This window comes from Arthrobacter sp. BI5 (genome assembly GCF_056680065.1).
This window is the reverse complement of record NZ_CM155264.1, coordinates 765,158-778,651: the sequence shown is the minus strand read 5'-3', so window position 1 is coordinate 778,651 and position 13,494 is coordinate 765,158. Positions and strand designations below refer to the sequence as shown.

Below are 13,494 nucleotides of genomic sequence, written 5' to 3'. Positions count from 1 at the left end.
TTTAGTTTTGGTTCCCTGCAACGTTTCGTCTGGCGACGGGTTTGTTGTTTGGGAACCACATAGTGGACGCAAGCAGTCTTGTTTCTTTGTACTCCTCCGCTGGTGTGAACGTCTTTTGAATCCGTTCACGAAGAAGAGTGTGTGGTGTAAGTTATCGGCCTATTAGTACCGGTCAGCTTCACGAGTCGTTAGTCCTCGCTTCCACATCCGGCCTATCAACCCAGTGGTCTGGCTGGGGGCCTCTCACACACAAGGTGTATGGAAATATCATCTCGAAGCGAGCTTCCCGCTTAGATGCTTTCAGCGGTTATCCCATCCGAACGTAGCTAATCAGCGGTGCACTTGGCAGTACAACTGACACACCAGAGGTTCGTCCGTCCCGGTCCTCTCGTACTAAGGACAGCCCTTCTCAAATTTCCTGCGCGCGCAGCGGATAGGGACCGAACTGTCTCACGACGTTCTAAACCCAGCTCGCGTACCGCTTTAATGGGCGAACAGCCCAACCCTTGGGACCTACTCCAGCCCCAGGATGCGACGAGCCGACATCGAGGTGCCAAACCATGCCGTCGATATGGACTCTTGGGCAAGATCAGCCTGTTATCCCCGAGGTACCTTTTATCCGTTGAGCGACGGCCATTCCACAATGTACCGCCGGATCACTAGTCCCGACTTTCGTCCCTGCTCGAGATGTCTCTCTCACAGTCAAGCTCCCTTGTGCACTTACACTCGACACCTGATTGCCAACCAGGCTGAGGGAACCTTTGGGCGCCTCCGTTACTTTTTAGGAGGCAACCGCCCCAGTTAAACTACCCATCAGGCACTGTCCCTGACCCGGATTACGGGCCGAAGTTAGATGTCCAAAGTGACCAGAGTGGTATTTCAACGATGACTCCACCCGAACTGGCGTCCGGGCTTCAACGTCTCCCACCTATCCTACACAAGCCACTCCGAACACCAATACCAAACTATAGTAAAGGTCTCGGGGTCTTTCCGTCCTGCTGCGCGTAACGAGCATCTTTACTCGTACTGCAATTTCGCCGAGTTTATGGTTGAGACAGCGGGGAAGTCGTTACTCCATTCGTGCAGGTCGGAACTTACCCGACAAGGAATTTCGCTACCTTAGGATGGTTATAGTTACCACCGCCGTTTACTGGGGCTTAAATTCTCAGCTTCGCCTTGCGGCTAACCGGTCCTCTTAACCTTCCAGCACCGGGCAGGAGTCAGTCCGTATACATCGTCTTGCGACTTCGCACGGACCTGTGTTTTTAGTAAACAGTCGCTTCCCCCTGGTCTCTGCGGCCCCTGCACGCTCCGGACAGCTAGTGTCCATCACGATAGGGGCCCCCCTTCTCCCGAAGTTACGGGGGCATTTTGCCGAGTTCCTTAACCATAATTCTCTCGATCGCCTTAGTATTCTCTACCTGATCACCTGTGTCGGTTTGGGGTACGGGCGGCTAAAACCTCGCGTCGATGCTTTTCTAGGCAGCATAGGATCACCGAATCCCCCCATACGGGGGTCCCGTCGGGTCTCAGGCATCATGAACGGCGGATTTGCCTACCGTTCGCCCTACATCCTTAGACCGGGACAACCATCGCCCGGCTCGGCTACCTTCCTGCGTCACACCTGTTAATACGCTTGCCTCCCAGGTTTCGGTCCCGCGCTCCACCAAAACCCTTCACCCACAAGGGGTGTCGGGCAGGTCTCGGGCGGTTAGTATCCCCTGTTCAGCATGGGCGGTTTTTCGCCGGTACGGGAATATCAACCCGTTGTCCATCGACTACGCCTGTCGGCCTCGCCTTAGGTCCCGACTTACCCAGGGCAGATTAGCTTGACCCTGGAACCCTTGATCATTCGGCGGACGGGTTTCTCACCCGTCTTTCGCTACTCATGCCTGCATTCTCACTCGTGTAGGCTCCACCGCTGGTTTACACCGCGACTTCACTGCCCACACGACGCTCCCCTACCCATCCAGACGCCTGAACCACAAGGGCTTAGCTAATATCTGAATGCCACAACTTCGGCGGTGTACTTGAGCCCCGCTACATTGTCGGCGCGGAATCACTTGACCAGTGAGCTATTACGCACTCTTTTAAGGATGGCTGCTTCTAAGCCAACCTCCTGGTTGTCTTCGCAACTCCACATCCTTTCCCACTTAGCACACGCTTAGGGGCCTTAGTTGGTGGTCTGGGCTGTTTCCCTCTCGACTATGAAGCTTATCCCCCACAGTCTCACTGCTGCGCTCTCACTTACCGGCATTCGGAGTTTGGCTGACGTCAGTAACCTTGTAGGGCCCATTAGCCATCCAGTAGCTCTACCTCCGGTAAGAAACACGCAACGCTGCACCTAAATGCATTTCGGGGAGAACCAGCTATCACGAAGTTTGATTGGCCTTTCACCCCTACCCACAGCTCATCCCCTCCATTTTCAACTGAAGTGGGTTCGGTCCTCCACGACGTCTTACCGTCGCTTCAACCTGGCCATGGGTAGATCACTTCGCTTCGGGTCTAGATCACGCCACTGCAACGCCCTGTTCAGACTCGCTTTCGCTACGGCTTCCCCACACGGGTTAACCTCGCGACGTAACACTAACTCGCAGGCTCATTCTTCAAAAGGCACGCCGTCACAGCTACAAGGCTGCTCCGACGGATTGTAAGCACACGGTTTCAGGTACTGTTTCACTCCCCTCCCGGGGTACTTTTCACCTTTCCCTCACGGTACTGGTCCGCTATCGGTCATTAGGGAGTATTTAGGCTTATCAGGTGGTCCTGACAGATTCGCACGGGATTTCTCGGGCCCCGTGCTACTTGGGATACTTCCCAGGCGGCACACTACATTTCGGTTACGGGGCTCACACCCTCTCTGGCCGGCCTTTCAAGACCGTTCACCTATGCACATGCTCTCACCCCACTGTCCCGGCAGAGACAGAACGGAAAGTCCCACAACCCCGACCATGCAACGCCCGCCGGCTATCACACATGGAACGGTTTAGCCTGATCCGCGTTCGCTCGCCACTACTAACGGAATCACTATTGTTTTCTCTTCCTGCGGGTACTGAGATGTTTCACTTCCCCGCGTTCCCTCCACGCACCCTATGTGTTCAGATGCGGGTCACCAGATCACTCGCGCGTCTGGCGGGGTTTCCCCATTCGGACACCCTGGGATCACAGTCCGGTTATCGACTCCCCCAGGCTTATCGCAGATTCCTACGTCCTTCTTCGGCTCCTAATGCCAAGGCATCCACCGTGTGCTCTTAAAAACTTGACCACAAAAGATCAAGGAGTAATTTCGAGAGAACCACAGAAACCAACCACACCCAACAACACCACCCAAGGGTGACACCATCACGCGCAGCCAGATCCAGGTTCATATTCTTGGAAATTGCTTCTTATAAAAGATGCTCGCGTCCACTATGTAGTTCTCAAACAACAACCCCATACCACACACCCCACACACCCCAACCCCCGAAAGGACCGATCAGTGCATGTTCGCTGCAGCCGGGAAACCAGAAACACAAGTCCCACACCCCGCACCCCCAACCCCCAAAAGGAGAAGAACGCGCAGGCCATGGTCCTGTTGTCTCAGGACCCAACAGTGTGCCAAACACTAAACCGCACCAACCCCGCCCCCGCCGTTCCAGGACACCCTGCTCCACAAGAGAGCAGCACATCCGTACTGGGCAAGGACAAAACCATGCGGCCGCTATTTGCTGATATTCCACCCGTGAGCACCCGCCGCAGAACAATCGTCTGCGCAACGGGCGTACTCCTGACAACACCACCACACAGGCATAACGCCCGGCAGGGTTGTTGTAGGTGCTCCTTAGAAAGGAGGTGATCCAGCCGCACCTTCCGGTACGGCTACCTTGTTACGACTTAGTCCCAATCGCCAGTCCCACCTTCGACAGCTCCCTCCCACAAGGGGTTAGGCCACCGGCTTCGGGTGTTACCAACTTTCGTGACTTGACGGGCGGTGTGTACAAGGCCCGGGAACGTATTCACCGCAGCGTTGCTGATCTGCGATTACTAGCGACTCCGACTTCATGGGGTCGAGTTGCAGACCCCAATCCGAACTGAGACCGGCTTTTTGGGATTAGCTCCACCTCACAGTATCGCAACCCTTTGTACCGGCCATTGTAGCATGCGTGAAGCCCAAGACATAAGGGGCATGATGATTTGACGTCGTCCCCACCTTCCTCCGAGTTGACCCCGGCAGTCTCCCATGAGTCCCCGCCATTACGCGCTGGCAACATGGAACGAGGGTTGCGCTCGTTGCGGGACTTAACCCAACATCTCACGACACGAGCTGACGACAACCATGCACCACCTGTGAACCGGCCCCAAAGGGGAAGGACTGTTTCCAGCCCGGTCCGGTCCATGTCAAGCCTTGGTAAGGTTCTTCGCGTTGCATCGAATTAATCCGCATGCTCCGCCGCTTGTGCGGGCCCCCGTCAATTCCTTTGAGTTTTAGCCTTGCGGCCGTACTCCCCAGGCGGGGCACTTAATGCGTTAGCTACGGCGCGGAAAACGTGGAATGTCCCCCACACCTAGTGCCCAACGTTTACGGCATGGACTACCAGGGTATCTAATCCTGTTCGCTCCCCATGCTTTCGCTCCTCAGCGTCAGTTAATGCCCAGAGACCTGCCTTCGCCATCGGTGTTCCTCCTGATATCTGCGCATTTCACCGCTACACCAGGAATTCCAGTCTCCCCTACATCACTCTAGTCTGCCCGTACCCACCGCAGATCCGGAGTTGAGCCCCGGACTTTCACGGCAGACGCGACAAACCGCCTACGAGCTCTTTACGCCCAATAATTCCGGATAACGCTTGCGCCCTACGTATTACCGCGGCTGCTGGCACGTAGTTAGCCGGCGCTTCTTCTGCAGGTACCGTCACTTTCGCTTCTTCCCTACTGAAAGAGGTTTACAACCCGAAGGCCGTCATCCCTCACGCGGCGTCGCTGCATCAGGCTTGCGCCCATTGTGCAATATTCCCCACTGCTGCCTCCCGTAGGAGTCTGGGCCGTGTCTCAGTCCCAGTGTGGCCGGTCACCCTCTCAGGCCGGCTACCCGTCGTCGCCTTGGTGAGCCATTACCTCACCAACAAGCTGATAGGCCGCGAGTCCATCCAAAACCACAATAAAGCTTTCCACCCCCCACCATGCGATGAGGAGTCATATCCGGTATTAGACCCAGTTTCCCAGGCTTATCCCAGAGTTAAGGGCAGGTTACTCACGTGTTACTCACCCGTTCGCCACTAATCCCCGGTGCAAGCACCGGATCATCGTTCGACTTGCATGTGTTAAGCACGCCGCCAGCGTTCATCCTGAGCCAGGATCAAACTCTCCGTTGAAGAAAAACAGACACAACCAACACCCCCGGGAAAACGGGACGTGAAGGCTGCACAAAATTTGAAACCAGCTGTAAAAACCAGACCACACCACGGGGTGGCGGATCCAGTCAATTCAACCAATTCAATACAATAAATTGGTATCAACAAACTTGGCACACTATTGAGTTCTCAAACAACAGACACACCCGGCACCACCCAAACCCAACGGTCCAGGATCGCTCCGGAGCAACTTTTCAAACTTACCCGCTTGCTTCACCCTAGTCAAATCAGCGTTTCCGACTCAGTCTTGCCATAGGCTTCTTGGTCTTCTTAGCGGATCAACTCCGGGGAGCAGCGCGGAAATAAACTGTACCACCACTCGGGCCGGGTGACAAAGCCGCCCCCGGACCGCCTCCTGCGGTACCGGCCTCCGGCCCCGCGCCGCAAACCGGCCGGGACAAGGAGGGGCCCGGAACCACAAGGATTCCGGGCCCCTCCCCACCACTAGTCATCCCTAGCCATGACCGGCGTCAACCGGCAACTGCCACAGACCTAGCCGACGGCCTTGAAGTACGCGGCGCCCAGCGGAGGCAGCGTTACGGTGAGCGTGGCGGGCTGGCCGTCGATCTCCGAGTCGGCAGCCGTCAGGGTTCCCTCGTTCAGGACGCCCGATCCCCCGTAGGCGGCGGCGTCGGTGTTTAGGACTTCCTGCCACTCCCCTGCGGCCGGCACACCCAGGGCGAAGCCGCGATGCGGGGCGCCGGAGAAGTTCAAGGCACACACCAGCGCATCGCCGGCGGCATCCCTGCGGATGAAGGTCAACACGTTGCGGTCCGCGTCGCCGCCATTGATCCACTGGAAGCCGTCGGGGTCATTGTCCCGTTCGTACAGCGCCGGAGTGGAGCTGTACAGCTCGTTCAGGTCCTTGGTCAGGAGCTGCACACCCCGGTGCGCGGGGATGTCGGCGAGCCACCAGTCCAGGCCGTGCTGCTCGGACCATTCCGCTTCCTGCCCAAACTCGGTGCCCATGAAGATCAGCTGCTTGCCCGGGTGCGCCCACTGGTAGCCCAGGAACGCCCGCAGATTGGCGAGCTGCTGCCACCGGTCGCCGGGCATCTTGCGCAGCATCGAGCCCTTGCCGTGCACAACCTCGTCATGGCTGATCGGCAGCAGGAAGTTCTCCGTGTAGGCGTAAACCATGGAGAAGGTGATGGTGCCGTGGTGCCATTTCCGGTTATACGGGTCCTCCGCCATGTACTTGAGCGAGTCGTGCATCCAGCCCATGTTCCACTTGATCCCAAAGCCGAGGCCGCCCTGGCTGGTCGGCGCCGTGACCCCGGGGAACGCCGTGGATTCCTCGGCGATCATGACCGCGCCCGGGTGCGTCTTGTAGACCGTGGCGTTGACCTCCTGCAGGAAGGAGATCGCTTCGAGGTTTTCGCGGCCGCCGAAGCGGTTCGGCTGCCACTGGCCTTCCTCGCGGGAGTAGTCCAGGTAGAGCATCGAGGCCACGGCGTCGACGCGGAGGCCGTCGATGTGGAACTCCTCCAGCCAATATAGCGCATTGGCAACCAGGAAGTTGCGGACCTCGCTCCGGCCGAAGTCGAAGATCAGGGTGCCCCAGTCCGGGTGTTCGCCCAGGTTCGGGTCGGAGTGCTCGTACAGCGGGTCGCCGTCGAACTTCGCCAGCGCCCACGCGTCCTTGGGGAAGTGCGCCGGAACCCAGTCCAGCAGCACGCCGATGCCCGCCTGGTGCAGTTCGTCCACGAGGTGCCGGAACTCGTCCGGGTGCCCGAAGCGCGAGGTCGGCGCGAAGTAGGACGTGACCTGGTAGCCCCAGGACCCGCCGAAGGGGTGTTCGGCAACGGGCATGAACTCCACGTGGGTGAAGCCGAGCCACTTCACGTACTCCACGAGTTCCTTGGCCAGTTCGCGATAGTCCAGTCCGACCCGCCAGGAACCCAGGTGGACTTCATACACGCTCATCGGCGCGTTATGCGGGTCCCGGGCCGCGCGGGCCTTCATCCACTCCTCGTCCTTGAACGCGTAGGAGGGCTCCACCACGCGGGAGGCCGTCAGCGGCGGAACTTCCGTGCCGAAGGCGAGCGGATCAGCCTTCTCGACCCAGTGCCCGTACTTGGTCTTGATCTCGAACTTGTAGCACGCCCCTGCTACAACGCCGGGGATGAACAGTTCCCACACGCCCGAGGACCCAAGGGAACGCATGGAGAATTCCCGCCCGTCCCAGCCGTTGAAGTCACCCTTGACCCGCACGGCCTGGGCGTTCGGGGCCCACACCGCGAAGGACACGCCGTCAACGTCGCCCAGGGCGGACTTGTAGTGCTGGACGTGCGCGCCCAGCACATCCCAGAGGCGCTCGTGCCGGCCTTCGCCGATCAGGTGCAGATCGATCTCCCCCACCGTCGGCAGGTAGCGGTAGGGCTCGTCGACCTGCTGCGGCGCCTGGCCCTCGTAGGTGACCTCGAGCCGGTAGTCCGGCACGTGCCCTTCGTCCACCGGCTCTAGGACTGCAACCCAGACGCCGCCCGATTCGTGCGACATCGGGAAGCTGCCTGCCGCGGTGACCACGGAAACGGCCTCCGCGAGGTGCTTCACGGTGCGGATGGTGACGTGGCCGTAGTCGTCGAGGTGGGCACCCAGGACCGAGTGCGGCGCGTGGTGCTCTCCGGCGGCGACCCGCGCGAGGGTCTCCGCATCCACGGGAAGCGGGACGCCGGGTCGATCGGTACGTGCTGAACCTGTCATTTTGTTACCTTCCGCTGCGGCTTCGGCGGGAACGCCGGAGCCTGTACTGCCAAGGAGACGACGGGACGCATTCACCGGGATGGCGAGCCAATCCGGCCTGTTCCGTAGTTCGTAAACAACTTCGTATAGAGCCTTGTCGAGCCACAACGCCACAAACAACGGCGAGTCACGGTCGATCGTGCCGGGCGTGACTTCCGCATAGCCGGCCAGGAAGGCCTCGGCGCAGTCGTCCACCCAGGCCGCGGGCACAACGGCGTCGTCGTATTCGCGGACAGCGGCGCCGGCGGCGTAGTCAAAGGACCGCAGCATGCCGACGACGTCGCGGAGCGGCACATCCGGGAAGTTGCGTTCCGAGATCGGCCGGAGAGGCTCGCCCTCGAAGTCCAGGATGGCCCAGCGCGCAGGCTGTCCGGTGGGGCCGGGGACCTGCAGGATCTGGCCGAGGTGCAGGTCGCCGTGGATGCGCTGCAACCGGCCGGCGCTGCTGCCCTCCAGGCGCGAGAGGAGTTCTTCCAGCTCAGCGTCGAACGGCCCGACGGCGGCGCCGGCTTCCGCCCACGACTGGCGGACCCGCTGGGCGACGCCCGGCGCGATGTCGCCGCCCGGGACGGACTCCGCTGCGGTGCCCAGCGCCTCGGCCAGACGCCGGTGCACGGTGGCCGTCGCGACGCCCAGCGCCCGGGCCTCGGCGGTGAAGTCGGTGCCGGTGCTGGCCGCATCCACGGCAAGGCGCCAGGCGTCCAGGCCGCCGGCCAGGAATTCGTGCGCGACGGCAAGTTCGCCGCGCGCGGTCGCTCCGCCGTCGGGGCCGGCCCATTCGCCGGTGACCCAGCCGAGGGTGGCCGGGACCTCGGTGGTGCGGCCGGCGGTCAGGGCGGCGCCGATCTCCACCTCGGGGTTCTGCCCTTCGGAGAGCACCCGGAAGAATTTGAGAATCGCCGCGGAGGCGCCGTCGTCGACGATGACGGAACTGTTGGACTGCTCGCCGGAGAGTACCCGGACCTTGCCGGTGGCGAAGGGCAGCCGGTAGTCCGATTCCACCAGGTGCCCGGCGGCCGTGCCATCGGCGGTGGCTGCCCGGGTACGCATGAGTTCCAGCCAGGCCGCGATGAAGGCAGGGTCGTGGACGCCGTCGTAAATCCAGCCGTGGGCGGAGTCCGTGCCGTCCGCGGCGATCTCTCCGAGCAGGGCCGCCCCGGCACCCGCCAGCGGCAGGGCACGGGAGCTCAGCGGCACTTGGACGACGTCGGTGCGGTTGTCGTCCGCCGTCGGGTACGTCACCGCGAGCAGCAGGACTTCAAGCGTCGCACCGATCTCCGTCGCACCGGCAACCGCCGGCCCGTCCTGCGGGCCGCCGCCGAGGCGCACCCGGCCGACCGGTTCGAAGCTGAAGTGCGCGCTTTTGACGGGGAACCAGCGCTGGCGCGGCAACCAGCTGCGGAGCAGGGCGTCCAGTGCGGGGGAAAGGGTGGGTCGGGTCATTTCAGCCTTCGATGGACAGGATAGGCATCGCCTGGGTGTGGGGCGAGGCCGGGTTGGATGCGGCCGATCGGATCCGCAGCCAGAAGAAGTCGTGGCTGCCGAGCGTGAGGGTCAGCGTGCCGTCATCGGAGATTCCCGGGAAGGGCTGGCCGCCGAAGACGTCGCGGAGCCCGCGGCCGGCGTACTGCGGCACCCGCAGCGTGGTGGCCACCGGGTGCTGGGACAAGTTGAAGGCGCACAGGATCGTCTCCGGTTCCTCGCCGGCGGCGTTGCCCGCGGGCAGGTCGCGCAGGTAGGACAGGACGACGTCGTGGTCCGCTTCGACGTGCTGGAACGACCCGAGCCCGAAGGCGGGGTGGTTCTTGCGGACGCTGAGGATCTGGCGGGTCCAGCGCAGCAGCGAGCCGGAGTGGGCCGCCTCGGCCTCCACATTGGCCATGCTGTAGTTGTAAACCAGCGACTGGATCACCGGGAGGTAGAGCTTGCCCGGGTCGGCGTGGGAGAAGCCGGCGTTGCGGTCCGGGTTCCATTGCATCGGGGTGCGGACCGCGTCGCGGTCCTCGAGCCAGATGTTGTCGCCCATGCCGATCTCGTCGCCGTAGTACAGGAACGGGCTTCCCGGCAGCGAGAGCAGCAGCGCGTTGATCAGTTCGATCTCCGAGCGGGAGTTATCCAGCAGCGGGGCAAGCCGGCGGCGGATGCCGATGTTGGCGCGCATGCGGGGGTCCGGCGCGTACCAGCCCAGCATCGCGGCGCGCTCGTCGGCGGTGACCATTTCGAGGGTCAGCTCGTCGTGGTTGCGCAGGAAGGTGCCCCACTGGGCGCCCTCGGGAATGTCCGGGGTGTCCTTCATCGTCTCGATGATGGGCGCGGCCTTCTGGTCCCGCAGCGCGTAGTACAGCCGCGGCATGATCGGGAAGTGGAAGGCCATGTGGCATTCCGGTTCCTCTTCGGTGCCGAAGTACTCCACCACTTCGGCCGGCGGCTGGTTGGCTTCGGCGATGATGACGCGGCCCGGGTAGCTCTCGTCGACCATCCGGCGCAGCTGGCGCAGGAACTCGTGGGTCGCCGGCAGGTTCTCGCAGTTGGTCCCCTCCTCCTCGAAGAGGTAGGGAATGGCGTCGGCGCGGAAGCCGTCGATGCCCTGGTCCAGCCAGAAGCGCACGACGTCGAAGAGGGCGTCGATCACCTTGGGGTTCTCGAAATTCAAGTCCGGCTGGTGGCTGAAGAAACGGTGCCAGAAGAACTGGCGGCGGATCGGGTCGAAGGTCCAGTTGGATTCCTCCGTGTCCACGAAGATGATGCGCGCGTCCTGGTACTTCTCGTCCGTGTCGCTCCACACGTAGAAGTCGCCGAAGGGTCCGTCCGGGTCCTTGCGCGACTCCTGGAACCACGGGTGCTGGTCTGAGGTGTGGTTCAGCGGCAGGTCGATGATGACCCGGACGCCGCGGGCGTGTGCCTCCGCGACGAGCCGCTTGAAGTCGCTGATGGTGCCGAATTCGTCCAGCACGGAGTTGTAGTCCGAGATGTCGTAGCCGCCGTCGCGGAGCGGGGACTGGAAGAAGGGCGGCAGCCAGAGGCAGTCGACGCCGAGCCACTGCAGGTAGTCCAGTTTCTCGATCAGGCCGTGGAAGTCGCCGGATCCGTCGCCGTTTCCGTCCGCGAAACCGCGCACCAGGACCTCGTAGAAGACCGCCTTGCGGTACCAATGCGGATCGTGCTGGAGGCCGGGCGCGTTCAGTTCGAAAGTCCCCTTCGGGGTGAAGTGCTGGTTGGGGTTGCTCGGGCTGAAACTCACTGGCGCTACCTCCGGATGCTCAGGATGTGGGCGGGTTCGACGTGTGCGTCAAGGCGTACGTAGTTGTACTCGCCCCATTCCCAGCTTTCGCCGGTCAGCAGGTCATCGACGATGAAACCGCCGTTGTGCGTCAGGTTCTCCGGGTCCAGCTCCAGGGCTGCCAGGTCCAGGGAGACCGTGCTTTCCCGGGTGCTGTGCGGATCCACGTTGACCACAATGATCAGGGTGTCCTTGGTGCCGTCCGGAAGGGTCTTGTGCTTCGAGTACACGATCGTGGCGCTGTCCGTGCTGGCGTGCAGGGTCAGGTTCTGCAGGTCGCCGAGGGCCGGGTGCGTGTGCCGGATCTCGTTGAGCCGGGTCAGGTACGGGGCCAGCGTGCGGCCGGATTCCGCGGCCGCGTCCCAGCCGCGGGCTTTGTACTCGAACTTCTCGTTGTCGATGTACTCCTCCGCTCCCGGCCGGGCGACGTGCTCGTACAGTTCGTAACCGGCGTAGACGCCCCAGATGGGGCTGGCGGTGGCAGCGAGCGCGGCACGGATCTTGAACGCCGCCGGGCCGCCGTACTGCAGGTACTCGGTGAGGATGTCCGGGGTGTTGACGAAGAAGTTCGGCCGGAAGTAGGCCGGGGATTCGTGGCTGACCTCGTGGAAGTACTTCTCCAGCTCCTCCTTGGTGTTCCGCCAGGTGAAGTAGGTGTAGGACTGCTGGAACCCGGCCCGGCCCAGCGCGTGCATCATCGCCGGCCGGGTGAACGCCTCGGCGAGGAAGACGACGTCGGGGTTCTTCTTGTTGACCTTGGCGATCAGCCACTCCCAGAACCAGACCGGCTTGGTGTGCGGGTTGTCCACGCGGAAGATCTTGACGCCGTGGCTGACCCAGAGCTGGACGATCCGCAGGATCTCGTTGGACAGGCCCGCCGGGTCGTTGTCGAAGTTGAGCGGGAAGATGTCCTGGTATTTCTTCGGCGGGTTTTCGGCGTAGGCGATGCTGCCGTCCACACGGGTGGTGAACCACTCGGGATGGCTCTGCACCCACGGGTGGTCCGGGGCGGCCTGCAGTGCGAGGTCCAGGGCCACTTCCAGGCCCAGCTCGCCGGCGCGCGCCACGAAGGCGTCGAAGTCCTCGAAGGTGCCCAGGTCCGGGTGGATGGCGTCGTGGCCGCCTTCCTTCGCACCGATCGCCCACGGGGAGCCGGGATCATGCGGGCCGGCCAACAGGGTGTTGTTCGGGCCCTTGCGGTGCTGGGTGCCGATCGGGTGGATCGGCGGCATGTAGATGATGTCGAAGCCCATCGCGGCTACGGCGTCGAGGCGCTTCGCTGCGGTGCGGAATGTTCCGGAGGTCCATTCACCGGTTTCGTGGTTGCGGACGGCGCCTTCGGAGCGCGGGAAGAACTCGTACCAGGCGCCGCGGCCGGCGAGCTCGCGCTCCACCAGCAGCGGATACGGCTCGGAGACGGTCACCAGTTCCCGGATCGGCTGGCGCGCGACGACGGCGGCGACGTCGGCGCTGAAGCCCGCGGCGAGGCGCTCTTCCGGGGTTTTCGAGCCGTCGGACAGGCCGACGACGGCGATCCGCAGGGTCCGCCGGTCCGCGGAGGGCCGGGTTGCGTCCTCGGAGGCCTCGGTCAGCAGGGCGGCGCCCTCGGCCAGCATCAGGTCCACGTCGATGCCCGCCTCGATCTTGACTTCGGCGTTGTGGTGCCAGGTGCCGTAGCGGTCGTGCCAGGCCTCGATCACGAAGGACCACTTGCCGGTACCGGAGGGGGTGAGCAGGCCTTCCCAGCGGTCGGTGCCCTTGCCCCGGTCTCCGCGCGGCGGGGCCAGCCGGACGCGCTGGCGTTCTTTGCCCCGGGGGTCCAGCAGGACCGCGCTGACGCCGAGCATGTCGTGGCCCTCGCGGAACGCGGTGGCGCCGACCACGATGCTCTCGCCTACGACGGCCTTGGCGGGGAATTTCCCGTCTTCAACCGCGGGCTGCACCGCGGTGATGGGAAACCTGCCGAATTTGAGGCCCTCCGTGATCAGGGCCTTCGGCTTTTGCTTGGACACGGCACTGGTTCGCGAGTTAGTCGTCACAGCCTCGACGTTATCTACAAATCGCGCAGAATGCTAAGGC

At 62.5% G+C, this 13,494-nt stretch carries 3 protein-coding genes and 2 rRNA genes; all 5 read right to left on the bottom strand.

Translation table 11 applies throughout. From position 1 onward, the window contains the following. Window positions 1–141 precede the first annotated feature (141 nt). Window positions 142–3,265, bottom strand: a 23S ribosomal RNA gene (locus tag AC1MED_RS03675). A gap of 559 nt (window positions 3,266–3,824) precedes the next feature. Then, window positions 3,825–5,351, bottom strand: a 16S ribosomal RNA gene (locus AC1MED_RS03670). Together the 16S and 23S rRNA genes form the textbook arrangement of a ribosomal RNA operon. 531 nt (window positions 5,352–5,882) lie before the next feature. After that, entirely contained in the window at window positions 5,883–9,578 is a 3,696-nt protein-coding gene (locus tag AC1MED_RS03665) for a 1,4-alpha-glucan branching enzyme (protein WP_479785475.1), read from the bottom strand. A gap of 1 nt (window position 9,579) precedes the next feature. Then, window positions 9,580–11,376 carry a maltose alpha-D-glucosyltransferase gene (gene treS / locus AC1MED_RS03660; protein WP_346960930.1) on the bottom strand — a complete coding sequence of 599 codons (1,797 nt, stop codon included), beginning with the start codon at window positions 11,374–11,376 and terminating at the stop codon, window positions 9,580–9,582. Window positions 11,377–11,381: 5 nt separating this feature from the next. After that, window positions 11,382–13,427 (bottom strand): alpha-1,4-glucan--maltose-1-phosphate maltosyltransferase, encoded by a 2,046-nt coding sequence (locus AC1MED_RS03655; RefSeq protein ID WP_479785474.1) that lies wholly within the window; start codon window positions 13,425–13,427, stop codon window positions 11,382–11,384. Window positions 13,428–13,494 lie beyond the last annotated feature (67 nt).